The 26,115-nt window shown below is 32.7% G+C and carries 26 protein-coding genes; 4 read left to right on the forward strand and 22 right to left on the reverse strand.

Going from position 1 to position 26,115, the window contains the following annotated elements; translation table 11 throughout:
* The 8 genes from I130_RS15240 to I130_RS15275 all read right to left on the reverse strand — a co-directional run bounded on the left by I130_RS15240 (window position 1) and on the right by I130_RS15275 (window position 9,783).
* Window positions 1-1,203 carry an efflux RND transporter periplasmic adaptor subunit gene (locus I130_RS15240; RefSeq protein WP_034925220.1) on the reverse strand — a complete coding sequence of 401 codons (1,203 nt, stop codon included), beginning with the start codon at window positions 1,201-1,203 and terminating at the stop codon, window positions 1-3.
* A gap of 100 nt (window positions 1,204-1,303) precedes the next feature.
* A complete protein-coding gene (locus I130_RS15245) occupies window positions 1,304-2,629 on the reverse strand; it encodes a TolC family protein (RefSeq protein WP_034925223.1) in 1,326 nt (441 codons plus the stop codon).
* A gap of 254 nt (window positions 2,630-2,883) precedes the next feature.
* Window positions 2,884-3,768, reverse strand: coding sequence for a carbohydrate kinase family protein (locus I130_RS15250; RefSeq protein WP_034925225.1), 885 nt, complete (start codon window positions 3,766-3,768; stop codon window positions 2,884-2,886).
* On the reverse strand, window positions 3,769-5,265 hold the full coding sequence (locus I130_RS15255; protein ID WP_034925228.1) for a mannitol dehydrogenase family protein: 1,497 nt from the start codon (window positions 5,263-5,265) through the stop codon (window positions 3,769-3,771). It lies immediately after the preceding gene.
* Window positions 5,266-5,280: 15 nt separating this feature from the next.
* Window positions 5,281-6,249 carry an ABC transporter permease gene (locus tag I130_RS15260; RefSeq protein ID WP_034925231.1) on the reverse strand — a complete coding sequence of 323 codons (969 nt, stop codon included), beginning with the start codon at window positions 6,247-6,249 and terminating at the stop codon, window positions 5,281-5,283.
* A 21-nt stretch (window positions 6,250-6,270) separates the two neighbouring features.
* The gene (locus I130_RS15265; RefSeq protein ID WP_034925234.1) at window positions 6,271-7,788 is read right to left on the reverse strand and encodes a sugar ABC transporter ATP-binding protein; all 1,518 of its coding nucleotides are present in this window, start codon (window positions 7,786-7,788) and stop codon (window positions 6,271-6,273) included.
* 18 nt (window positions 7,789-7,806) lie between these two features.
* Complete coding sequence (locus tag I130_RS15270) at window positions 7,807-8,871, reverse strand: substrate-binding domain-containing protein (RefSeq protein ID WP_034925238.1); 1,065 nt, start codon at window positions 8,869-8,871, stop codon at window positions 7,807-7,809.
* Between the two features lie 39 nt (window positions 8,872-8,910).
* On the reverse strand, window positions 8,911-9,783 hold the full coding sequence (locus I130_RS15275) for a hypothetical protein (protein ID WP_232224195.1): 873 nt from the start codon (window positions 9,781-9,783) through the stop codon (window positions 8,911-8,913).
* A gap of 256 nt (window positions 9,784-10,039) precedes the next feature.
* Between I130_RS15275 and I130_RS15280 the strand changes: the two genes are divergently transcribed.
* On the forward strand, window positions 10,040-10,777 hold the full coding sequence (locus I130_RS15280) for an NUDIX hydrolase (RefSeq protein WP_034925241.1): 738 nt from the start codon (window positions 10,040-10,042) through the stop codon (window positions 10,775-10,777).
* Between the two features lie 479 nt (window positions 10,778-11,256).
* On the opposite strand, the gene I130_RS15285 is transcribed toward I130_RS15280, so the two are convergent.
* The 12 genes from I130_RS15285 to I130_RS16545 all read right to left on the reverse strand — a co-directional run bounded on the left by I130_RS15285 (window position 11,257) and on the right by I130_RS16545 (window position 22,742).
* Window positions 11,257-12,225 (reverse strand): phosphotransferase, encoded by a 969-nt coding sequence (locus I130_RS15285; RefSeq protein ID WP_034925244.1) that lies wholly within the window; start codon window positions 12,223-12,225, stop codon window positions 11,257-11,259.
* A 10-nt stretch (window positions 12,226-12,235) separates the two neighbouring features.
* Window positions 12,236-13,219, reverse strand: a complete 984-nt coding sequence (locus I130_RS15290) for a nucleoside hydrolase (protein ID WP_034925248.1) — start codon at window positions 13,217-13,219, stop codon at window positions 12,236-12,238.
* Window positions 13,220-13,934: 715 nt separating this feature from the next.
* Window positions 13,935-14,567: a DUF6702 family protein gene (locus tag I130_RS15295; protein WP_034925250.1), complete on the reverse strand. Its 633-nt coding sequence runs from the start codon at window positions 14,565-14,567 to the stop codon at window positions 13,935-13,937.
* Window positions 14,568-14,580: 13 nt separating this feature from the next.
* A complete protein-coding gene (locus I130_RS15300) occupies window positions 14,581-15,585 on the reverse strand; it encodes a YHYH protein (RefSeq protein ID WP_051119740.1) in 1,005 nt (334 codons plus the stop codon).
* A 365-nt stretch (window positions 15,586-15,950) separates the two neighbouring features.
* Complete coding sequence (locus I130_RS15305; protein WP_316928468.1) at window positions 15,951-16,610, reverse strand: SCO family protein; 660 nt, start codon at window positions 16,608-16,610, stop codon at window positions 15,951-15,953.
* The gene (locus I130_RS15310; RefSeq protein ID WP_198012064.1) at window positions 16,594-17,106 is read right to left on the reverse strand and encodes a toxin-antitoxin system YwqK family antitoxin; all 513 of its coding nucleotides are present in this window, start codon (window positions 17,104-17,106) and stop codon (window positions 16,594-16,596) included. Before I130_RS15310 ends, I130_RS15305 begins: the two co-directional genes overlap by 17 nt.
* 58 nt (window positions 17,107-17,164) lie before the next feature.
* Window positions 17,165-17,923 carry a YHYH protein gene (locus tag I130_RS15315; protein ID WP_034925257.1) on the reverse strand — a complete coding sequence of 253 codons (759 nt, stop codon included), beginning with the start codon at window positions 17,921-17,923 and terminating at the stop codon, window positions 17,165-17,167.
* An 85-nt stretch (window positions 17,924-18,008) separates the two neighbouring features.
* Entirely contained in the window at window positions 18,009-18,758 is a 750-nt protein-coding gene (locus tag I130_RS15320; RefSeq protein ID WP_034925261.1) for a hypothetical protein, read from the reverse strand.
* Between the two features lie 165 nt (window positions 18,759-18,923).
* A complete protein-coding gene (locus tag I130_RS15325; protein WP_051119742.1) occupies window positions 18,924-19,652 on the reverse strand; it encodes a CotH kinase family protein in 729 nt (242 codons plus the stop codon).
* 34 nt (window positions 19,653-19,686) lie between these two features.
* Complete coding sequence (locus tag I130_RS15330) at window positions 19,687-19,974, reverse strand: hypothetical protein (protein WP_051119743.1); 288 nt, start codon at window positions 19,972-19,974, stop codon at window positions 19,687-19,689.
* A 1,059-nt stretch (window positions 19,975-21,033) separates the two neighbouring features.
* Window positions 21,034-22,461, reverse strand: coding sequence for a CotH kinase family protein (locus tag I130_RS15335; protein ID WP_034925264.1), 1,428 nt, complete (start codon window positions 22,459-22,461; stop codon window positions 21,034-21,036).
* A 38-nt stretch (window positions 22,462-22,499) separates the two neighbouring features.
* On the reverse strand, window positions 22,500-22,742 hold the full coding sequence (locus tag I130_RS16545) for an EF-hand domain-containing protein (protein WP_083932940.1): 243 nt from the start codon (window positions 22,740-22,742) through the stop codon (window positions 22,500-22,502).
* Between the two features lie 237 nt (window positions 22,743-22,979).
* On the opposite strand from I130_RS16545, the gene I130_RS15345 reads away from it, so the two are divergent.
* The 3 genes from I130_RS15345 to I130_RS15355 are packed head-to-tail and all read left to right on the forward strand — an operon-like array spanning window position 22,980 to window position 25,077.
* The gene (locus I130_RS15345; RefSeq protein WP_034925269.1) at window positions 22,980-24,017 is read left to right on the forward strand and encodes a sensor histidine kinase; all 1,038 of its coding nucleotides are present in this window, start codon (window positions 22,980-22,982) and stop codon (window positions 24,015-24,017) included.
* A complete protein-coding gene (locus I130_RS15350) occupies window positions 24,010-24,681 on the forward strand; it encodes a LytR/AlgR family response regulator transcription factor (protein WP_034925272.1) in 672 nt (223 codons plus the stop codon). The genes I130_RS15345 and I130_RS15350 overlap by 8 nt, the downstream gene beginning before the upstream one ends.
* 48 nt (window positions 24,682-24,729) lie before the next feature.
* Window positions 24,730-25,077 (forward strand): DoxX family protein, encoded by a 348-nt coding sequence (locus tag I130_RS15355; RefSeq protein ID WP_034925274.1) that lies wholly within the window; start codon window positions 24,730-24,732, stop codon window positions 25,075-25,077.
* 12 nt (window positions 25,078-25,089) lie between these two features.
* On the opposite strand, the gene I130_RS15360 is transcribed toward I130_RS15355, so the two are convergent.
* Window positions 25,090-25,455: a DoxX family protein gene (locus tag I130_RS15360; RefSeq protein ID WP_034925277.1), complete on the reverse strand. Its 366-nt coding sequence runs from the start codon at window positions 25,453-25,455 to the stop codon at window positions 25,090-25,092.
* Window positions 25,456-25,630: 175 nt separating this feature from the next.
* A complete protein-coding gene (locus tag I130_RS15365) occupies window positions 25,631-26,074 on the reverse strand; it encodes a PepSY-like domain-containing protein (protein ID WP_034925279.1) in 444 nt (147 codons plus the stop codon).
* Window positions 26,075-26,115 lie beyond the last annotated feature (41 nt).

Consider the following 26,115-nt stretch of genomic DNA (forward strand, 5'->3'; position numbering starts at 1 on the left):
TTATTTTTTTTTGCCTCCTGGGCGTTGTGGCATAAAGGGGCTTTCACTTTTACTTGCCTCAGCTGCTTCAGATTTTGAAACACCTTTTAAACTGTAAACTAATTTCTCACCTTGCTTTATACCACTTAAGATCTGCACATTTACACCATCACTTGCTCCAAGGGTTACTATTTTAGGTGTAATAGATTCATTGGTTCCTAAAACCCAAAGAGTCGTTTCGTTTTTAGAAATATTATTTCTCTTTTCAGATAAATCATGCTGACTGTTATAGCTTGCCAGAGTTTCCGTTTCTGGTTTAAAATTGATGGCTTTAGCTTCAGCAGTTAAAATATCATTCAATTCTAGTGTGAAAATGGAAATAGTTGCTGTTAAACCTGGTTTTAGCTTTAAATCTGGATTATCGGCTTTTATTACTACGGTATATGTTACTACGTTCGAGGTTACTGTAGGGTCCAATCTCACTTGTGTTACTACCCCATTAAATGTTTCTCCTATATATGCATCTACGGTAAATTCTACTCGTTGTCCTTCTTTTACTTGTCCAATATCTGCTTCATCCACATCTGCTTCAACTTGCATTTCTTTTAAATCTTGAGCGATTGTAAATAGGGTTGGTGTGCTTAAACTCGCAGCTACGGTTTGACCTTCGTCTATGGCTCTAGATAATACAACTCCATTTATAGGGGAATAAATATTGGCATAACCTAAGTTGGTTCTAGCCGATTGTAAATCTGAATAACGCTGTGTTACTGTGCCTTTTGCGGTTTCGTAATTGAACAATGCATCATCAAAATCTGATTTACTAATCACTTGATTGTCATATAAGGTTTTTTGCCTGTCGTAGATTGTTTTCATATAACTTCTTTGACTTACCGCATTATCATAGGCAGCTTGGGATTGGGTTTTGGCAGCATTTAGATTGGTTTTATCCAATTCGGCAATAAGCTGACCTTCTTTTACTTCGCTATTGTAGTCTACATATATTTTTTCTACTACTCCAGAAACTTGTGTACCCACTTCAACTTGTGTAATGGGTTCCATAGTTCCGGTTGCTGTAACCATTGTAGTCACGTTTTCTCTTTTGGCTGCAACTGTTTTAGCTTCAATTATAAGAGTATCGTTGTTCGCTATAAAACTGTAGGTTACAGCGGCAAGTACAACCATAATGATGCTGACTATTATAATTTTCTTTTTAGTTTTCATGTATTAATATTTATTGTTTTATAATTGGCACAAATGCTTTGCTAGTCTTTATTCCCTTGGTGATAAACTTTTTAACATGCGAGAATCTGGATTTTATTGATTAAAGTTTGATTTCGTTTCCTTGATAGAATTCTAATAGTTGATGATATAAAACACTTAAATATTTGGCTTGTAAATAGTTTTGCTGTGCATTGGTGTACGTGTTTTGACTAATCACTAAATCTGTTGTACTAAGACCGCCTAACTCATATTTTTTTTGTGCTAGTTTATAAGTTTGCTCTGCAGCTAGTTTAGAGGCCTCAGATGCAACCAATTGCTCTTGGGTAGATATGGAATTTTGATAGGCAGTTTCTATTTTTCTATAGACTTCTTTTACTGTCGATTGTTGACTTATCTGTGCCTTTTCAATATTAATTTGTGCAGTTTGAACAGCAGCTTTGGTTTGATTCCTATTAAAAATAGGAATGCTTAAAGACAGCCCTACTCGTTGATTAAAGTTGACATTAAACTGATCTGAAAAGGTGTTGTCTCTAATACTTGTATAACCGGAACCAAGGCTACTCACTAAGGATAGGCTTGGTAAATAAGCTCCTTTTGCAATCTCTAAGTCTTTTTCGCTCACTTCAACATCAAGGATGCTTGCATTTACCTCTGGTAGTATTCCCAAAGCTTTATTATAAATAGCCATTTTATCGAGTTCGATATTTACAAAATCCACATTATCTAAGGCTTCAATTTCCAAATCTTGATTTGGGTCCAACTCCAATAATTGTTTTAAGCTTATAATGTTTTGCTGATAGGTGTTTTTAGCAGTTATAATAGCATACTTATTTGTTGCAGCTTGACTTTGTGCTTCTGTGTAATCACTTAAGGCAATTGATCCTGCATCTAATCTCGCCTCTGCTCTTTCTACTTCTTTTTCTGAAGCGGTTAAATTATTTTCGGCAATAGCAATGCCTTCCTTCGCAAATAAGATTTGTAAATAGTTTTCTAAAATGCTTACAGTAATATCATTCCTTGCTGCTTCTTCTAAAAACAAACTTTGATTATGTAATAATTTGCTTTGTTCTATTTGATTATTAATTTGATTTCCTTGAAACAAAGTCATAGAACTATTAAGACTTGCATTAGTGCTGTAGATTTGATCTGTAACATAAGCGCTAGTTATGGGATCTATAGAGTTTCCATTAGAAAATGTTTGGGAAGCGCTACCAAAAAGATTTGGTAATCGAGAAGATTTAGACCTGCTATAATTAACCGTAGCCTGATCTACATTTAAAGCTGCATCTTTAATAATGATATTATTTTCTACAGCATATAGAATACAGTCGCTTAAGGACCAAACTTTTTGTGAATTAGAATTAATCTCTTGTGCTAAGGTAAGCTGTGAGATTAGTATAGATAAGAGGAATAAAAAACGTTTCATTTTTGAGGTTATTTTTAATTAACACTTCAAAGATGAAACGATATGTATTATTATAAAACAGTAATAGACGTTTGAGGTAATTGACTATATAAAAAGCTAGATTTTATCGATACGTTTTTTGCAATATCCAAAGAAATAATTCTTGTCAGCATTATTTCCACGCCATTCTTAACAAATTTATTTACTTGATATTCTCAAAACAATGTATTCTTGATTTGTATTTCTATCTAGTTATAAAGAACTAGAAAACTAATTTAATTAGGATGAATAAATTTATTGATGTCTTCTTTATTAATTTTCGGATTTGCACCTTCGCTTCCAGCAACTAAAGCCCCAATTGCACAGGCAAAATTTATTGCTTCTTGTGGGTCGCCTTCTGCAATTAGTTTACTAATCAATGAAGCTAAAAAAGAATCTCCAGCACCTACAGTATCTACAACATCAATTTGATAGCCACTATTATAATAATAAGTTTCATTAAAATATAAAATAGCTCCATGACGTCCTTTTGTCACACAAATAGTTTTGGTATTTGTATGTTCTGCTATAAACTTAATATTCTCCTCTAAAGAATGCGTTTTAGCATTTAAAGTTTTACCTATTTCAAAAATTTCATCATCATTAAATTTAATAAAATCTGCTTCTTTCATTAAATGATTTAAAACTTCTGATGTATAATAAGGTTCTCTCAAGTTTACATCAAAGATTTTATATTTAGCTAATTTTAATAGTTCATATAAAGTATGTCTCGATGTTTCATCTCTGGCAGCTAAACTGCCATAAATAAAGGCATCAGCTCTTTGAGTTGAATTTTTAGTGCTCTCGTTGATCTGAATCTTATCCCAAGCTCGTGGAAATTTAATATCATAGGAAGCCGATCCTTTTTGATTCAGCATTACTTGAACTTTTCCTGTTTTTAATTTCTCATCGACCTGTAAATTAGTAGTATTTATTCCTTGATCTATTATATAAGTTTCAATTTTTTTTCCTTTTTTATCGTTTCCTATCCTACTAATAATAGAAACGTTATTACCTAAAGATTGTAAACGTAAAGCAACGTTTAAAGGTGCTCCGCCTATTTTTTTATGTGTGGGAAAAACATCCCATAAAACTTCCCCAAAACAAACTATATTTTTCATTTAATCTTTGTATATCAGGTTAGTGTTCATTTCAATTACGCATTTTTCTATACCATTATTCATGATGTTTTCATAGGCCTTGGTATAAGCTTCACCGAAAGCTGGAGACTCTTTAAGTTTCCCGAAAACAGACGCTATTTCTAAAAAGGCTTTTGGATTGTTTATTGATGCTAAAGCTTTTTCATTTAAAAGAGATTTCAATGCATCTTTGATATTCAATTCGTTACCGTTTTCATCTTTCCCTAAACTATAAATTGCCCAAGCTGCGATTACAAATGCAGCCAATTTAATAGATCCGTTATTATCTAATTGTGAATTTACTGTTGGTAAAATAAAAATTGGAAACTTAGCAGAACTTTCTGAACAAATTCTGTCTATTTGATCTTTTATGTTAATGTTTCCAAACCTCTCTAATAACGACTGTTTGTAATCTTTTAAATTAATGCCTTCTAAATTGCCTAGAACCGGTGTTACTTCCACATCCATATAATTATTTAAAAAAACTCTGATGTTTTGATTATTTACGGCTTCGTCTATCGTAGAGTATCCAATCAAGGCTCCAAGAATTCCTAATACAGAATGTCCGGCATTTAGTAAGCTCAGTTTCATCTTTTCATAAGGGACCACATTCTCTACTAACTGTGCTCCTACAGTTTCCCAAGCTGGTCTACCTTCAATAAAATCATCTTCAATTACCCATTGTATAAAAGGCTCGCAAACTACTGGCCAGGCATCCTCTATTCCGGAGGTTTCTATTAAATTAGAAATATCGCTTGGAGTAGTTACAGGTGTAATTCTGTCTACCATTGCATTTGGAAAAGTTACCTTAGATTCTATCCATTGTACTAAATTAGGTTCAGCAGACTCAACATAGCTAAGAAGCATTTTTCTAGTCATATGTCCATTGCCTTGAATATTATCGCAGGATTGAATTGTACAACCTTTTAAGCCTCTATCTTTTCTAAGTTTTAAAGCTTGCGTTAAATAACCAAATATGGTCTTTGGGGACTGCGGATGCTTTAAATCATGCTGAATTAATGGGTTGCTAAAATCGAATTTTTTTGTGGCTTCATTATAATTATATCCACCTTCTGTAATGGTTAAGGTTATAATTTTTACCTCTGGACTTGCCATTTTTTCAATCACTTTTATCGGGTCTTCTGGAGCAAACAAATATTCTACTATAGAACCAATTACTCGTTTAGTGTGTGTGCCATCTAATTCTTTAACGATTAAGGTATATAAACCGTCTTGTTCTTTTAAGGTATTATATATTTTAGTATCAAAATCTAAGAGTGCCACCCCACAAATCCCCCAATCTGTAACAGATTGATCATGTAACAGCTGGTCTGTATAAAAGGCTTCATGTGCTCTATGAAAACCACCAATACCAACATGTACAATACCTGTTTTAAGTTTAGACCTATCGTATTGTGGTGTAGAAATTCTTTCAGAAATATTAGAAAGATTTTTATTGTTTAGTTTATAATTTTTCATCGAAGTATTTTATAATTATTTACTCTCAAACCTTTGAAGAAGTACTGCAAATATGATGATAACACCTTTTACTACTTGTTGTGGATAAGAGGGTACATTCAATAGATTTAATATGTTTCCTATCAATCCTAAAATAAGAACACCCATAAGCGTATTTATTGCTGTCCCTCTTCCACCATTTAAACTTGCTCCGCCAATTACTACCGCGGCAATAGCATCAAGTTCCCAAGCCATTCCCATATTTGGGGAACCCAAGTTGGTTCTGGATGCCACAATTATTGCTGCAGTTGCAGCTAAAGCACCAGAAATAGCATATACCAAAAACTTGTATTTATTTACTTTTATTCCCGATAATCGTGAGGCTTCTTCATTACTTCCAATAGCTATTATTAATCTTCCAAATACGTTATAACGCAGCATAACCATAGTCATGATCACAATAATAAAAAACACAATCGCAATATTTGGAATTCCTAAAGTTGAATTATTAGCAAAATTAGACATGAATTCTCCTCCTGGTGTTTTAAAGGTAATAGGAGATCCTTTGGAATAAATAAAACCTAAACCTCGCGCAATAGTCATTAAGGCTAATGTGGCTACAAAAGGCGCCATTTTTTGATAGGCAACTAGATACCCAGAGACGCTTCCTAAACTGAAGCCAATTATAATAGTTAGTAAAATAGCAACTGGTAGGATCACCATATTTACCAAAAGAGCAAAGATTACAGCGAGTAACGCAACCATAGACCCTACAGATAAATCTATACCCCCAGTTAGAATTACTATTAACATACCGATGCTAATAATACCTAATCCGGAGACTTGTTTTAATAAATTTGAAAGGTTAACTGAAGTTAGAAATACATCAGAAATTAATGCTGAAAATATAACCAGTACAATAAAAATAAATATAGTATTATACTTTACTAAGAACTTAAGAATTCCACCAGGACTACTAAGTTGTTGTTTTAAGGTTAAAGCCATAACGTGATTTTTAAATTAATTTTATTGTTTTAAAGGTTCCCCAATAGAGTACCGTAATATATTTTCTTCGGAAAATTGATCTTTTTGTAACTCTCCATAAAAAGTTCCTTTGTGCATAACAAGAATGCGATCTGAAATTCCCATTATCTCTGGCATATCTGAAGATATTACTACTACTCCAACACCTTTTTTAGCAACTTCATTGATCAACTTATAAATTTCGATTTTAGCGCCTACATCTACTCCTCTTGTTGGCTCATCAATAAAAATAACTTTACTATCTATGCTTAACCATTTTGCTAGAGCAACTTTTTGCTGATTTCCTCCACTTAGGTTTTTGACATTGATCTCAGAATTTGGGGTCTTAATATTTAATTTTTCAATTAAACCCAAAACTTTTTTATACTCGTTATCTACATTAATAAAACCCAGTTTGCTGGATATAGAATCGAAATTAGTTACGCTTATATTTCGTCTTATAGATAATGGCAAAAACACGCCTTCTTCTTTTCTGTCTTCAGAAACAAAACCTATTTGATGACCCGCAGCATCTACAGGAGATTTCGTTTTAATTTCTTTACCATTTAAAATTAAAGTTCCAGATTTCTTTTTATCTGCTCCAAAAATAAGCTTCGCAGTTTCTGTTCTACCGCTTCCTCCCAAACCAGCGATCCCTAAAACCTCTCCTGGTCTTACCGAAAATGAAACATCATGTACTAAAGTGTTTTTAGCTGTGAGATTTTTAACTTCTAAAATAGGTACCTCGCCAATTTTAACATCTCGTACTGGAAATAGATCTTTTAGCTCTCTACCAATCATCAACCGTATTACTCCATCTTTATTTGTGTCTGAAACAGCCATACTACCAGTATCTACTCCATCTCTAAGTACGGTTACAGAGTCTGCTATTTTAAAAATTTCATCTAGGTGATGCGAGATATAGATTATAGAGATCCCTTTCTCTTTTAATTTGAAAAGATTCTCGAATAATTTTTTAATATCTGTAGGATCAAAAACGGTAGTAGGCTCATCTAAAACTAAAACTTTTGTGTCTTCAGATAATGCCTTTGCTATTTCTACAACTTGCTTTTGAACAATACTTAGACTTCTTACTTTTGCTGAGGCATCAATTTTAAAACCTAAAGAATCAATAAGTTCTTGTGCATCCTGGGTGATTTTTTTCCAATTCATCCAGAATTTTCTCGAACCTAATTTGTGCAAATAAATATTCTCTGCAACAGACAGATCGTTTACTAAGGATAATTCCTGATACACCACACTAATTCCCAAAACCTGACCCTCATGTGGGTTTTTAGGATTGATTTCTTTACCATTTAGAACTATCTTTCCAGAATCTTTTGGATGTACACCACTTAATATTTTTATTAGAGTAGATTTTCCAGCTCCATTTTCACCAAGTAACGCGTGAATCTCTCCAGGCTTCACTTTTATATTTACATTCTCGAGCACTTTAACAACACCAAAACATTTGGATATTCCGGTCATTTCAACTCTATATTCACTCTCCGAAGTTTTCATATCAATGAAATTTAAAGATTAAAATAATGCTTTAGGGTCATAATATTTTGCGGCATTCTCTTTTGTAATTAATAACGGTGCTGTAAAGGATGTTTTAGCAAAATCTCTTTTCCCATTCATGTATTGTACAGCATATTCTACCGCATTTTTACCAATTTGTACTGGACTATTCATCGCGGTACAGCCATAAAATTCGGTATCCATAATATATTTTATGGCTTCCTTTTGTCCATCTGCAGCAGCAACAATTAAGATATCATCAGTTTTTCCAGCTTGCTTAATCGCTTTAATAGCACCTAGAACACAAACATCAGACTCGGTAATTACTACATTTATATCTGGATGAGCTACTAAAATATCTTCCATAGCTTTTAAACCTCCCGCATAAGACCATTCTGTATATGCTTGGGTTTTAACATTCAAATTAATTTTACCTTGTGTTCTTAATTGCTCTTCTGTTATTCCTTGCAATAAGCCCTGTTTACGGGTCATACCAACTGGGTTACCTGCATTTCCACTTAATAAAGCAATGTTCATTTCTTTATTACCCATTTTTTTAACTAACCACTCCCCTGCTAAAGCTCCATTTGCTAAATTGTTAGATTGAATTGTAGTGACATACTCTGCTGAAGGATCTATAGAGCTATCTATAATAAAAACAGGGATTCCAGCCTCTTTGGCAAGTTTAGTAACCCCAACCAAAGCATCTGGATCTTTGGGATTTAATAATAAAACATCAACTCCTTTGGTAATTAAATCTTCAACAGCTGCTATTTGTTTGTTGATATCGTCTTGACCATCTGCAGAGAAAAATATCATTCCATTTTTTTCTGTGCTAGACTGTATACTTTGTAATAATGCTTGATAGTACGGTGCATTTAATGAAGGGGAACAATAACCAATCTTTTTACCTGTAAGATCCATATCGCTTTGAAAAAGATCTCCTTTTTCATCGGCACTATTTACTGTTGCTTTTGTAGTGTTAGTTTCTTCTACACAACTGGACAAATTAAAAGTTAATGCAATTACCAGTATTGGTAAAAACATCTTCTTTAAAACGGGTTTTAAGTTTTGAGTCTTCATAATTGTTCGTATTTATTAAATTTAATCTGTATTGTTTTTTTAAAATAAAGTAATATCTAATTGTAGCACTGTTTTTTCCTTTTCAGGATTCCACATCGCAGTTACATCTACTGGTAATACATAACTTTTTATGGAAATCTGTTTATTAAAGGTAACACCTACATTAATAATATTTCCTTTCCCTTCGGTATAAAAAGTTTTATCGGTTATAAAAGACCACGCACCACCAGCAAAAAGAGATAGGCTAGAATCTTCGTTCTTCCAAACTTTACTGCTAATTTCAAAATAATGAGTCCAGGAATCTTTAAAAGTGCCATCTTCTTGCAATTCATAATCTCCAGAGCCACCGCCAACAATTGTGGCTAGATATAATGAGGTGTTGGGAGATATATTATATCCTAAATTTACATCTACAAAATTATAGCCTTGAGTTTTATCATAACTCCAGTACTTTAATTTATCCCCTCTTTCCTCTACTCCAGTGTAATTATTGTGAGATACTGCCTCGATGAAAAATTTATCTGAAAAACGATATTTTGAATAGATTGAAAACTCTTGGTAATAAGCACTCTCTTTTTCTCCTGTGTTTTTATTTTCAACATCTACTGTAGAAAAACTGGCGCCTCCCCAAAAACCGAATGTGAATTTTTTATTTCGGGAGTTATATTCAATGTTGGTAGCGAGCATAGCTCCAGGATGAACTACAAATCCATGCCAGGTATGCATATTTTTTAAATGAGCTCCAACACTAAAGGGTTTATAATCTTTAACTTTTTCTTGTTGGTCTTGTGCTGAAATCAAATTGAATGTGAAAAATAGAAATATGTAGAGTGATATTGAAAGTATGTTATTCGATTTATAACTTATCACATTTGAACTTTTATCTAGTTGGGATTTCATTTGATTTTCCATTTCTATAATATTTGCGAATAAATTATAAACGTCATAAATACGTTTCTTTTTCAAATGTATTATAAAAATTTTAAAAAGTGCTAATAAAATTGATATAAATGTAATTTTAACTATTATTAATTGCTAACTAGGTAATTATATAGGTGATTATTTACTATAATATCTTTATCTTAATAATGTATTACTGACGTTTAATAAGTTTATGTATATTAGCTGTAATTAAAACAAACACCTATTTTTGTAATTAAATTCGCTTATGGAACCTAAAGAAATATTAAATATATCTGTAGATTGTGTGGTTTTTGGATATGATATAAATACTAAACTCTTAAATGTTTTATTGATAAAACGTTTCTTAGAATCTAAGGATACCAACGAAATTCTGGTCGATGATTATGTGTTGACTGGTTTTCATGTTTATGAAAATGAAACCTTAGATGAGTCTGCTTCGCGAGTTTTAAAAGAACTAACAGGTTTGACCAATATCTATCAAAAACAATTTAAAGCCTTTGGTAGACCTGATAGATTGTTGAATGAAAAGGATCTTATTTGGATCAAGGATAGAAAATTTAGTTCAAGAACAATCACTATCGCTTACTACTTTTTACTAAAAACCGATAGTGTTGATATAAAAAACAACAAATATCAAGCAAAATGGTTCCCTGTTGAAGAATTGCCGGAACTAGGATTTGATCATAAAGAAATAATACTGGAAGCCCATGAGGATTTAAAAACCAAATGTCTTTCTGAACCTATAATTTTTGAATTACTCCCAGATAAATTTACAATAAATGACGTCCAAGATTTATATATCTCTATTCTGGGAATAGAAATAGACAACCGTAACTTTAGAAGGAAATTAATCAATAAAAAATATATTATTCCATTAGATGAAAAACAAGTTGGCGTTTCAAAAAAACCAGCACAGCTATATATGTTTAGTAAAGATGTTTATGAAAAGATGTTTGAAAAAAATTATTTAATAAGTATTTAATTCATAAATATCACTTTCATTAAATCGGCTCGTAGCTATGCTATTCCAAACACATTACTACTTCTCTCCTATCCATCGGCAATTATAGGATTGCAACTCGAAAGACATATTTACTCGCCCCTCTCCAGTTTTTATAAATAATAGCTCGTGAACTGCTATGGATATTATTACTCACTATTTGATTAAGCTGTATTCGTGAATATGATTAATCTAACTTCACTTTTACCCAATATTCTTACAAGTACATTTGCCTCTACTTCCGATAGCTTTCTGGATTTGATTGTTAAATTAAAATATAATTTAAATACAATCATTTTTTAAACACTCTTTAAACTTCGCGACCAATCCCTTTGCCAACCTGGCAATACCAAAAGCTACGTTCAGACGGGTGCCATAAAATACTAAGCCTTTTAAATCAGATAATTTATTCTGGTATTTGGCTTAACTTTTTTGATTTTTAAAAAAAAACCTTAACTGCTTTACTTCAAAATCAAAGCACGGGCCATCTCTAAAAGCAACTTTTTTTCTTGAATAGATCTTTGCAAAGGAAGTTGAGCTAAACCTATTAACCTGCGCATCATCTCTATTCCCGCCACTTGAGCGAGTAATTGTTCGTTCAGCCTGCCTGGATACCTACTTTTTATTGTTTGGAGACAATCTATTTTCATCGTAATCATAATACTATGTGCCGCCAATACTCCAATGTCAAATTCAGCAAATCCCATAAAACTGAATTCTGGATCTATTACGTAGATGTGGTCTTCTTTGGTCATCCAACTCCCGGGATAATAATCCCCGTGCAAAAGAGTATTGCCTTGAGTCAAGTATTGTTGTCCCACCTTTGAAATCTCTTTTTTTAATGTTTCATCAAGTTTATATTTAAGAGCGATTTCCTGAAGTCCTTCCTGAATGGCATTCAGGGAGAAATCACTTTCCTCAAGAAAAGGTAGTATAAATATGTGTTGATGATTAAGCAATCGCAATTCCATATTTTCAGGGTATTCTAAAGGTTTGGATTTATGGATTTGGGTAGCAATATCTATAAGCTGAAGGAGTTGGGAAGTTCTAATATATCTATCATCATACAGGTATGACATATCCTTACAATCCCCTAAGTCTTCCAGTATTAATAAATAGTTGTCTGCATTATAAGCTAGTATCTTAGGGATATGTGACTCAATAGCTTTATTTGTAACTGCTTTGTAAAATTGATATTCTACATCAATACGCTCAATGGGCGCAATTATCTGTGGGTATTTTTGAACAAAAGGACGCGATTGCTTTACAATAAAAGAACGCTTATTAGTACGGATTCTAAGGACAACGTTCATGTTTCCCTCACCAGGCTTTTCGACAGAGAGAATCTGTTCGTGTTTTGGATCAAAAAAACTAATCTTATTTAAACAAATCTCAAAATCTGAAATTGAAGTAGTAGCATCTACGTACATACTGTATTTTTTATATTTTTTTTAAGCTTTGCCAGAAATCTGTTTTCATAGTTTCTACATCTATTTCTGTATGGATGTTTATTAAGCGTTGCGTATTTTCTACAGGAGTTAAAAAGGCATCAGTTTTTGATAATTCGGGATGAGCGAGTGCTTCTATGATAGCGACATCCCACATAATCCAGGTTTTCTTTTCCGGATCTTCTTTGGTCCACCAGCGTTCATAGGTTTCCCATCGGTTTATCAGATAATCGGAGATACCTCCTTTATTTTTTAAATTGACATCTACTTCTGCTTTTTTAAACACAAGGTGCTGGCTGGTAGTTGCTGTCATTATATTAAGATCAAGACCTTCGGTATTTAGAAGAATCTCTACCGCTTTAGGGTCATTTCCTGTATTGAATTCCTTTTTGTCATAAGTATTGGTTTCCACATTATGCCAAAAACCGAGATAGTGTACTTTCAATTTTTGTATAATGGATGGATCCTCCAAAATTGCACTGGCAACATTGGTACTGGAACCTAATACAACTACATTCAATTTTTGACCGACAGGCAATTTATGCGCCATATCAACTATAAAATTCGAAGCAGGAGAACTAGCTGGTTCTGCACTATTCTTTATGGGTACATTACTCCCCAAAGGAAGCGGAATAGTATTCTGACCCATTAACCGAAGTATTCTTTCATTAATTCTTTGGCTTTCATAAACACTACTATCTGTTGCCAATGGTGACGTATGAAACTGCGCTGAAGTTATGCCCAGAATATTGAATTTGGGCTCTGAAATTGCCCGTACAATGGCATAAAGATCATCTATTTCATTTGCCGTATCAGCATCAATAATGATGGGTAAACGCAGTTCTTTAACCTGTGCTTCTACAGTTATATGTACGAAAAGGCATACTGGAATTATAAATTGAAGCAAAGAGATTTGAATAGCTTTATGAAAATTCTGGGTTCTAAATATCCGGAGTTTATTATTTTGCTTCTGCATTTATTCTTTCTTTCTATAATTGTTGTAATAGTTGGTATTTACAATATACAGGATAAAAATGTGCTTAATTTAATGGTGTCTATTTTTATTATGTACATCTATTTTGGTCAAAAACAAATGTATAGCACAAATTGAAACTGTCCGGTTGACCCTGCGTTAGGTCGTACAAATTGATGGAACATTACTTATCCTAAAATTGAAACATATATTTTTTATAGGTCTTTCTGGATTCCCATAAATATAGAGGCGAATTGCGCCTTTTGTTTTGACCACCCCGAAGCTTTAGGGTAGGATGCCCAATTTTAGCCTTTGAATTAACAGGTTAGATTGGTAGCAATAAAAATTGCAGGTCGATAAAAAGAATAAGAATACTAATTAGGTGTTGCTCTGAATTTAAAAATTGGGAAGAAAAGATTAGTGCAAGATTAAATAATATTAAGTTGGTAATTTGAAATTTAATAGAAAGTAGAATTATAATTCTATTAAAAGATTCTTATTGAATCAAACCCCAACCTCTTCATTCCTATTTAAAGAAACTCGAGATTGGGGTTGAAAACATTTTGGCTAATCCGCTATTTTTTAGACCATTTAGTAAGATCTAGCAAATAGACTTTTTTTCTTCATAGACGCTTATTCTATTTTTAAAGTTTGTATATCGGCAATTAGTTGATTTTAAAATTCAACTTTTAGTATTTATCTAATCCTTTAATTCATTTCAGATTTTAGAAAACAGATGTTTATTTATTTTTTTTAAAATTAATATGCCACATGACATTACTATTAAAATGCCCATCACAGCTAATAGAATTCTTGAGAAAGAAAAGGTGGTTTTATTACCAACTATTTCTACAAATTCATTTTTTCCTACCTCTAAACTTAAGCTATGCTCATTAGATTTATTTAGTACAAAATGCTCTTTATTAAAACCATCTTTCAATAATACTAAGGCACTTTGATTTTTATAGATCTCTTTAAAAGCAGTGTTTTTTACATATACTGAATTTATATTTGTAGGTACCCCAAACACCTCGAATATAACTTTGGTTTCATGACCTAACTTTACAATTCCCGCACTCAAAGTGATTTCTTGCTCTTTATTAAATCGTATTGTAAGATTCTTTTTTATGTGTTCTAATACCATTTGCCGAAACTCATCCGGTGTTTTATAAGGTGTTTCAGAATAATGTGTCCTAATTTCCTGCTGAAAAGCAGTTAAAGAAGCACTTATTTGTAAGATCCAAACGTTATTTTCCTTTTCTACCAACATCGTTGTAGATACATTTGGTTGATGGGCTTTTGCCGTAATGGAGGTTAGGAAAAAAAATAAAAAAAAGATTGTTTTAAACATGATTTTTATATTTTTAGTTGGCGTATGCGCCATATAAACAGTTTATAAAGTTGTTATTTCCTGGTGCATCTGCATGATAGTGATATCCTCGGGTTTCATCATAATGACCTCTACAATCATCCAAATCTGTTGGTTCATTAGCATTAGCATCCAATTGTGCAAACAACCCATGACCATCTAGAGCATAACCAATCATTGCTGCGTGATTATCTATTTGACTAATTTTAGTAGATACGCCTGTTGCAGCATGATAATGATATCCAGCATTTAAATTGATATGTCCTCCAGCATCATCAAAAGGTGCCAAAGTATAGGCTCCTAAAATAGCATCTGTTGGCGCAGGAGCATCAAATACAACTCCGTTAAAAGCTATTCCTCTTTGCGATGGTCCTTGTTCTCCCATACCTGGAAATCCTCCTGGTCCTCCAAAGGCAACAGAACTAGATAATTTAACAGGTGTAATTGGTATAAGGTAGGTTTGTGTTAGATCTGCAACATATGATGGTAAACACTCTACGCAAAAATTCTCATACTCGGCTCCCACATTAGGATTTGCAGCATTTGCACAGTCATCTTCGGTTGACGTTTTATAAATATCTCCATTAGCATCATACATTTGCCAAGTCGTATCGTTGTAAAATGTTGCCATATTTTCAATAAACGCGCCATCTACATCATATACTTGTCCGTTTTCTAACCAAATTCCACCGGCAGTTGCATCATCAGAAATATTATCTGGACACCAAGGACCCATTTCATGATCTGAAGGGGTGCTGTTTGCAACTATCTGATAGCAATCTGTTACAGTTCCATCAGATAGTGTACATGGAACTGTTGTGATTTTTACTGCTGAAGTGTTTGTTAAAAATAATGATGAATCTACATCTAGAACAAGACCTTCAGCTGGATCTATAGTTATATCATTATTGTCGCTCTCACAACCACATGCAACACAAACTAGAAGAGCGAAAACTATCGCGGAAAATTTTATTGGGATTTTAATCATTTTACTTTTCATTTTTTTACTGTTTATTTTGATTATTTAGAGGTTAAGTTTTATAATAAAGTGCGCTTTAACCCAACCAATTCTTATCAAAGATGTGGATTTGTTTAAGAGGAATTTTGAGATTTCTGTGAATCATCCAAACTTTTAAGTGAATCTGTGATTGTACTCAATTAAAAAAAAAATAGCCATTAAAATCATCTTAGTTTCAATGCTTGTTTCAAATATGTCTACCACATTGTTAATAAAAATCAAACCCCAACCTCTTCGCTCCTATTTAAAGAAACTCGAGATTGGGGTTGAAAATATTTTGGCTAATCCGCTATTTTTTAGACCATTTAGCAAGGTCTAGCAAATAGACTTTTTTTCTTCATAGGCGCTTATTCTTTTTTTAAGGTTTGTATATCGGCAATTAGTTGCTGAATTGCTGTTTTATTTAATCCATTATAAATTCCTCTTATGTGTTTGTTTTTATCTATTAACACAAAGTTTTCGGTGTGTAAAAAATCTTCCTCGGTTTTGGTTTCTCCTAGATCTTCTTCTACAAAATAGGAGTTTCGGCCCAAATCATAGATTTCACTTCTTTCCCCAATTACCAAATGCCATTTTTCAGAAATCACCTCATTCTCAACGGCATACTTCTTAAGGATTGCTACCGAATCATAATCTGGTGTAACCGAATGTGACAGTAATAAAACTTCATTATCTTTTTTAAACTCCTCTTGCAACACGCTCATATTATCTGTCATCTTCAAGCAAATTCCCGGGCAAGTGGTAAAGAAAAAATCGGCTACATAGATCTTACCATCAAATGATTCATTGGTAATAGTAGCTCCTTCCTGATCTATTAAACTAAAATCTGGAATCTTATGGAATGCTTCAACCTGTATACTGTTCGGTTTTAACCATTGTGGAGTAAAACTAGCTTCGTTATAATAAGGAAGTGATTCTACCCTACTTGTTTGCTCTTCTGTATTTTCACAACTTACTACGAGAATAAGCAAGCTTAGCATTCCGAAAATTTTATTGATATTGTACATTTTCATCTTTTAATTGATAACATAAATTCGTTCTTTTCATTCCAAAAACACGTCCGTTCTTAGCTTCGTAATTCACATAGATTTTCCCGTTTTCTAACCAAGCTTGTTGCAAGCCATTCTCTTTACCATCTAGATAAGTAGTTTTCCTTGCAAGCTGCCCGTTAGAGAACCATTTTTTTTGTATTCCATGGCGAGCTCTATTCTTATAATTGGATTCTGCACTAAGCGTTCCATCGGGCCACCAACTTTTAAGCGAACCTTCTAGTTGGTTTTCGTTATAAAGTGATTGCTTAGCAAGAGTTCCATCTATATACCAAGCCTCGGCAAGTCCTTGTTTTTTGCCATCAAAATAACCCATCCTTGACTCTAATTGACCTGAAGTATAGTGACTTATTGCATATCCATTAAAGACTTTACCATCGTAGTACCACCTTCCCTCCAGAGGATTTAGTTTTAGCTCTGCCTTATCGATTTGAAAATCGCTAATTGTAAGCATATTATCTTTTTGTTTCTGGCAAGCAGAAAGCAGCACTAAACCAATGATCAGTAAGAACTTAATTAATAGAACTTGGTGTCCCTTGATATGCTCCCGGAAAAATAATGTAATACTGGTTGTTGTATAATTCATTTTCTATGTGATAATGGTATTCAGTTTCTGTGTTATGTTGTGTAATGCTCGTATGTCCTCCTGAAGCATCTAAATCTGTTGGATAAGTTCCTGTAGAATTACATTTTCTTCCGTAGATAAAAAAACCATCTGCCAGGATCCCTACCAATTTATCGTCATCTTCTGTCCAAGCTTTCGGTTCTAAATGATAATGATACTCTTGTGGCCCAATATGCCCACCGGTATAATCTAAACTTGCAGCAGCCTGATCTAAGGCTCCATTTCCTTCCTGATCATTAAAAATAGCGGCACCACTTATTGCAATTCCAATTGCTCCCAAACTTGTTGAAGTTGGGGAACTCGCTTTTTGAGGATCTTGTGAAACCGTTAAAGTTGCAGATGCATCGTAATTTGGGATAATACTCGGTGTTAATGCAACATTAGGTTCTTCTATATATAATGCATTTCCTTCTCCCCAATAAACGCTGGTATGATTTGGATTTCCGGTGGTCTCAATAACTACATTACTTCCACTTAAATAGATAGAAGTTTCATCGGTATCAAATTCTGCAAATGCAGCATGTAGTTCTCCTGTTGTAGTAACTTCATCGATGCTTTCATCATCATTACTGCAAGCAATAAAGGCGAAAACGATCATTGTAATTGTGCTTAAAACGGCTAGTCTGGTTTTGTTTTTCTTAATCATGATTTCTATTATTAAATTTTAGTTTACTTTTTAATTATTTGTTATATATCTTAAGTTATAATGACTTATTTGTATAATGCTCTTGTTAATTATCTAATTCTTTATTTAGTTTGAATGCTATCATTTGAGTTTTTTCTCTTAAACTATTACTTATAATCAATTGATTTTCTGTTTGTAATAATCTATCCACTAGGATATTTTGAAATTTTCGGCTATTCAACAATTCCTTATAATCAGATTCATTTGAAACGAACTTAACCTCTGTGTTTTTTTTATCTCTTATTAAAAGAATATCTAATAGTGAAATATGGGTTTCCAATACAGGTTGCAAACGGTTAACAATTAGATTATTAATTTTTGCCTCCTGAATTTCGAAATTGTCTAGTTCGTTTGGGTAGGCTGCAATTAGATCTCGTAACGAGTCACTTTCAATAAATTCAAATTTGTTAGTACTATTAATGGAACTCATGGATCCACTGTGCAATTTTGTGGGTGTATAATTCACTCTAATAATTCCATCTTTTATTTCTTCGGTTAATTTCTGGGGCTGAGAACGAATACTGTTGATCGTGTTTTGAATAGTTTGTATATTTTCTGCATATCTGAAAATGGAAGAATCGAGAAGGCTTAAATTAGAATTCAATTCATCATTGAGACTTTGGTAGATTTTTACTTCTACAATTCTATTTTTATTTATTTCATTTAAATCATTGATTTTCCAGGCAATTAATATCCCCACAACTATCAAAAAAATTTCTCCAAAAGCATAGATCAAGTAACTTTTGGTTTTCCCTGAAATCAATAAGTTTTTTCTGATTTTTCTGAATAATTTCATAATTAGACCTCCGAATTAGACTTTTATATTCTTAACTATTTTTAAAAAAGGCTCCACGAGTTCAACATCGTGAAGCCTTTAACCACTAACCACAAAAATCATTTTAACCTTTAACTTATAACCACTCAAAATCACTTAAACGTATTATTTCTGTCTTGCGTTTTCTTATAAAACTTGTTCGGCTGGCATAGTTTCATCAACTTCTTCCACCATGGTATATACTCCAAAATACTGTGCCCCTTCCCCATGGTCTACATAAACAGTATAAAATGCCTTGTGAGAAGTTTCTAAAACTTCATCGCTAAGTTCACTGGTTGCTGTTTTATCTTTCAAAATTAATTTATCACTAAAATTATTTTTCAGAATTAGTTTATTAAAGCCATAAAACCGCTGATTTTCAATTTGGGGATAATCCTCTTCAAACTCATCAAAATCTAATTTGTAGGCTAATTTTAAAATTCCGCTTTGCCAACTTTTTTGTAAATCTGAAGTTTCCTTAAAACCTACCCCAACACGATACCATTCCAGTCCATTATAAAATACCTCTGCAGGCATAGAAATGGGATCTATGTCCCCACCACTTGGACTGCTTGGTACTCCAAAAGCACCATAGATCGCTGTCATATCATCTAGCATATTTTGCCAACGCGCTTCAGTAATAACTATATCTAATCTTTTTACAGCATTATCTCCGAAAACTTCCTCAAAATCTGGACTTACACCATCACTATGTGTTTCTACTGTCCAGTCTGTTGTCTCAAAATCTGTGTCATCTACTTCTCCTAGTTCGTTGATTATACTATCATCGCTACTACATGAGTTAAGACTTATTAGCAGTGCACCAAAGCTTAAGACTTTAAAGAATAGGCTTATATTCTTTTTTATTTTTTTCATATACTGAGGGCTCCAATTTTTTCTAAAATTTTATTTACTTTTTCTCTTTTCTTTTTGGTTTCGGCGCTTTTTCTAATTCCTTGATAGTTAAAAAGCCATCCTCATTAGTATCTATCTTTTTAAAATCGTCTTTTAAGGGTCCTTTTACTTCTGCTTTAGAAAGTTTTCCGTCTTCATTTTTATCCATTTGTTTGATAAGTTCCTTAGCCGTAGGAGGCGTTTTAGGTTGTTTGTTATCTTTAGATTGTGCATTGGTGGAAACTATTCCAAAAACCATTAATAGTGTACTAAAAATCAGTTTATTTATTGTTTTACTTTTCATGATAAAATATTTATTGTTATTGTTTTACACTTCAAATATCATAAATAAAGACATACACTTTCTAGGCTTTCAGTGGATAGCCATAGGTTTTAAGTGAATGGGCAAAAGCATTCAGTTAACATTAATCCGGAATGTCTTAAAAGCCCGATTCTTTATGTTTTTCGGCTTATTCTCTTATCTTTCATATATCTAAAAAACTTTAAAATAGTATTATCCCCTGGCCATTACTTGACTAAAATTATATGTTATAGCAGATTGAAATCTCAATATTCTTCCTTAATAGTTTCCTATTAGATCTAGAAACTATGGATTGAATTTTATCTCTCAAACTATTTCCGATTTTTAACTGGTTTCCTATTTGAAATGACCAACCTATTAAAATGTTTTTTGATTGTTCGCAAAGTATCCTAAACTGAAAAAAGACGTTATTCTGAACTAGTTTCAGAATCTCATTTTATTGTAAATCAATAGAATATTGAGACCCTAAAATAAATTCAGGCTGACCAAAGAATTGTTAGGACAAAAAACGGATATGCCTAAATGTTTTCTGCTATTCAATAATGCAGTAATTCCAGAATCAGTTGAAAAAATTTTGATCTTATTTACTTTTATATCACTATTTAAATGAATATTGATAAATGATATAATCGCTTTTAGTTCTAGTTTAAATCGGTTAATGATATGGTTATTGATTTTGAATTCCTGATCTTCGGAAATATCTAATTCATTCTGGTACGCAGCAATTAGATCACTTTATATAAATTCGAATTAATTTATGCTATCACATAATCCAAGTAGCTTTTAAATTCTCCTGAAGCCATTAGTTCCCTTCTTATTTTTATAAATTTTTTCAAGTCAAGGAATTCTTTTTTTATATTCAAAATTTTAATTTTATATAGAAAAAGGCTCCATGAATTTTACTTCATGAAGCCTTCAACTTCTAACCAAAAAAAACTTATAAAAAATAAAGAAGCTCAGGGCTAGCCCACGAGCTATTCTTTGAAAGATATTTTTTAAAATTCGAGGCAAGCCTCGGGGAATTAAATCCTCAATCAGGGATTAATCTAAATAATTACTTACCACAGTAGTTCGGGATGTTACATGGGAGTTTAATTGATCTACCGCTATTTGAAAATCTGAGCTATTATATAGAAATGTATATCCAGGTATTTCTGATGTTGCATAAGGTTCTATTAAAGCAGCGTATTTAGAGTATTGAGCTTGAATAGATGTTACATTAAATGCATCTTCAACAACTTCTTTTACATAAGTGTCATATTTTTCTTTATACACTGGATCTTGGTATAGATATCCAATTAAAGGCCATTCTGATGTAGTTACATTGGAAAAATCTAATGTTGCGGCACTTTCTCTCTTCCCATCCTGTAAGGCTTCGTTATTATCCCAAGGAATCCAGGTTAGTTTATTGGTATCTGGATTGTTATATAAAAAATAATTATGTGTCATTTTTCCATAAGTATCCCAGTTTTGAATGACTGTGTTTGCTGCCAAGTATTTTAGAAAGACATCTGTGTCAAATATGGGTTCAAGGTTCGCTCTCCATGTCGCTGCATCGGTGGTTCTTGAGTCATCATGTAACGCATCTAATAAGCTCTGAACATCAGAAAAATCAGCTTCGTCTTCATTATTTTTCTTTACATATTCTTCTTCGTTATAACTCCCAATTGCAAAACTTGCAGCTTCACCATCTGGTTTGTATATATTTCCATCATCATCAGAAAATTGTGTATCCAAAACAGTATCATCAACTTCTTCAACCATAGTATATACACCAAAATATTGTGGTCCATCTCCGTGATCTACATATAAGGTGTAAAATGCAGTATGAGAACCAACTAAGCCTGCATTTCTAAAAACATCTCCAGCTACTTTTTCCCTTAGCATAGACTTGTCATCATAATTATTTTTAAGGCTTAACTTTTTAAATCCATAAAAGCGTTGATTGTCTATTTGTGGGTAATCATCTTCATATTCATCAAAATCCAGTTTGAATGATAATTTTAAAATACCGTTTTGCCAGCTGGTTTGTAAACTAGAGTTTCCCTTAAAACGAACTCCAACACGATACCATTCCAATCCATTATAAAACACCTCTGCCGGTACAAAAATAGGATTCTCGTCAGTGTCAGATAATCCTCCCCCTGGACCTCCGCCTCCAGCTCCAAATGTTCCATAAGTTTCAGTCATGTTATCTAACATTTTTTGCCAACGCACTTCACTGATTACAATATCTAGTCGTTTTACTGCATTGTCTTGAAATACTTCATCAAAATTTGGATCTGCATCTTTACTGTGTGTTTCTGTTGTCCAATCTGTAGCTTCAAAATCTGTATCGTCCACTTCCCCTAATACTTCCACTACCTCGGTTGTAGCATCATCGCTGGTACATGCATTAAAAGTCATTAATATTGTGCTAAATAGCAATGCTATAAATAATTGGTTTAAGCTCTTTTTAAATTTTCTCATCAATTTTATTTTATTAAATTTTTAGAATTTTTAACTATTTAGTTTCGCTCTTTTCTTTTTAGTTTTGAGGCTTTTTCTAGTTCTTTTTTCGAAATAAAACCATCCTCATCTGGATCTATCTTCTTGAAATCCTTCTTTAATTGCCCTCTCACTTCTTCTTTAGATAGTTTTCCATCCTTACTGGTATCTAATTCTTTTAAAATTTCTTTAGCCCTTGGTGGGGTTTTAGGCTTTTCATTATTCCTTAATAGTGCATGGGAGGTTCCTATTCCTAAAATCAGTAGTGAGGTACTAGGTAGGAGTCATTTTATTGTTTTTACTTTTCATGATTAAAATTTTAATTTTTCTTGATTTCCACTTCAAAGGTCATTAAATGAAACATGCACAATTTTTGTTTTCTGTGAATAGGCGAAGCTTTTAAGTGAATGGGTTAAAGCCTTCAGTAAACATCTATTCAGAAGCTCTTAAATGCCCTCCATTTTAGAATATGCTGATTTTTAATTCCCTTTATTTGTACTATGAACAAAACTATAAGACTCCTATTTCAAGTTATAATCTGGATATTTATTTGGCTTGCATTATGGTTTGCAGCAGATAAGAACCCAAGGTTTTTCCAAAGCAATGTCGTGGCATTTGGTTTTCAAATTCTATTAATTACAGGTTTAATATTCTATGCAGCTCCGACCCTGTTATTCAAGAAAAAATATTGGCTTTTTGTGCTAGTTTCTGTTTTGGCACTTGGAGTAAGTTTGTATTTTGCTACCAGTTTTTCCCAATCCCCTCCAATTCCAAAACCTGAAAATTTTCCTGATCTACCCAGAAATGGAATTAATGAGCCTATAAATAGACCACCTCCTGGCGGTGGATTTTTAATTCATCTTTTATTGCTTACAATATCTTATAGTATTGCAACCTTTTTAGAGACTTTTATATTCGCACAAAAGAAAGAAGAGGAAATAATTATAAATAAGAATGAAGGTCTGCAAACCGAACTTAAATTTTTAAAATCGCAGATCAATCCTCATTTCTTATTTAATTCTTTAAATAATATTTATGCGCTTTCTGCGATAGATACCACCAAAACTCAACAAAGCATTAGCTATTTATCAGATATGTTACGCTATGTACTTTATGAATGTGATAAAGCCTTGGTTTCAATTAAAAAGGAAATTTTGTACATAGAAAATTACATCAGCTTATTCAGCCTTAAAAGCAGTAAACCCTATCCCATAGCAATCGATCTTCAATTAGAAAATCCAAATGTCTCGATAGCTCCTATGTTGCTAATTCCTTTTGTGGAAAATGCCTTTAAGCATAGTAATATTGAAAAGCGAACCGGATCATTTATCAATATTTCAATAGTTTCTAATAGCAAAGAGATCATTTTCAAAATTGAAAATTCGAAACCGGAACAAACTATGAACAAGGATGATGTTGGCGGAATAGGCATAATTAATGTAAAAAAAAGATTGTCTATATTATATCCTGAAACCCACAATTTATTAATTACAGATACTACCGAAATTTATAAAGTAGAATTAAAACTGAATGTCTAGAACAAAATGTTTAATAATCGACGATGAGGAGTTAGCAAGAGGCTTACTTAAAACTTATGTAGCGAAAATAGATTCTTTAGAATTGGTTGGTTCTTTTGAAAGCGCTCTAGATGCTTTGCAGATCATAAAAACTGAAACTATAGATCTTATTTTTTTAGACATACAGATGCCGGATCTTAAAGGAACCGATTTTGCCAAGCTAGTGGATGCTAAAACTAAAATAATCTTTACTACGGCATATTCTGAATATGCTCTAGATGGTTTTGAATTGAATGCCTTGGATTATCTTTTAAAACCGATCACATTCGAACGTTTTTTAACTGCTGTAAACAAATTAGAAGCCAATAATTCTAACGAATCACAAACTACCATAACTGTAAAGTCTGGGTACGACTTACATAAACTTAATTTAGAAGAAATTACACATATAGAAAGTGATAGCGAATATGTGATTTTTTATACCGGCAATAACAAAGTGATGAGCAATCAATCTCTAAAATCTTTAGAGCGAACATTACCGAATAATTTTATGCGAGTGCATCGATCTTATATAGTAAACAAGAACAAGGTAACTGGTTTAAAAAGCCGGGATCTTCTGCTTTCTGATCTTAGGATCCCGGTAAGTGATTCTTATTTTGAACTGGTAAAAAAAGAATTGTTTTAATCCATCAATTAGGGTGTAATTTCAAATCCCAACCTAATATTTTAATAAATGAATTTACTAACCTTCTTAGTGATAATTTCATTACTATCATTTTTATTCTTTGGAATAAGTTGTTTTTTCACTGAACAAATGCGAAAGGAATTCATTAGATACGGTCTCAGTGAGTATTTGAAACTGACAGGAGCATTACAAATTTTGGGAGCCCTTGGGCTGGGTTTTGGATATTTATATATGCCATATTTGAGTGTTGTGTCTGCCGCTAGTTTATCTCTTCTAATGTTATTTGGATTCGGGGTTAGGCTGAGAATCAAGGATAGCTTTATTCAATCTGCACCTTCAATAATTTACGCTATAATGAATGCCTATATAGCTATAGCGATATTATTAAGCTTATAATTATAAAAACTTTTATAATATAAAAACCAGTACTAAGCAAAGAACTAAAAATAGTAATGCTGGAAAAGATTTTTTAAATGGATCCTTAATCTTAATATGCATCAGGACAGAGCCTGCAAGAAGAAAAGCAAGTCCAATTGCTGCCGGCTTTATAAGTTCTGGAAACCATATACCGCAAATAAGCGCAATAGCCAGTGTCACTTTTAAAAATCCAATTACATATAGACTCCACGACGGTAAGCCGTATACGGAAAATTCCTCTTTAATTGTTGTTGCACTGCCCCCCCGCCATTGCGTGTCTTTATTATACTGAATAAGCCACACATTTAGGATACTAAGACCTATAATAAGTTGTAACGCTATAGACACATATTCCATTTTTAAGATTTTAATTTTACTGGAAATTAAAACAGATACTCTAATCTACTAAGATTATTTTAATTTTTAAGATTTGTTCCCATCTCAATTGTCTGACTTGGAATATTTTAATCGATAGGCCTTTGAAGATTTTGCTTCTAACTGTAATTCCATCAATAAGAACTCAGTATAAAACTTAATTTATAATTGAACCGTCTTCTCTAAATTCAACATCCATATTTTTACCTTTTTGCTTAAACTCCACATCGTAGAAAATTCCTTTTTTTGCACTATCTACACGTTCTACTTCAGTGATCTCATAATTTGAATATTTTTCGGCAATTACGTTTTTAACGGCTTCGGGTAATTCGCCATCTTTTATGCTATTCTCGGTTTCAACCCAAGAACCATTTGCATTAAAATCGGCGCGGTATTTTTCTCCATCTTTTTTAAAATGAGATTCCCAGTAGCCGTGTTCATCCTGTTTCCAGTCCGGGTCGGTCTCCCCCGGATATTTCTTTTGAAAGGTAATTTGTACTGCTTCCGGTACCTTGTTCTTTTCCACATCCTTCTTCTTATTCTCCTGACAGCTTACAACTCCAATAGTTAAAAAGCTAAGCAGTACCAAATATCGTTTCATATCTATTTGTTTAGATAGTAAAACTAGCAAGACCAGTTAGA

It is taken from the genome of Gillisia sp. CAL575 (assembly GCF_000403785.1).
Classification (GTDB): domain Bacteria; phylum Bacteroidota; class Bacteroidia; order Flavobacteriales; family Flavobacteriaceae; genus Gillisia.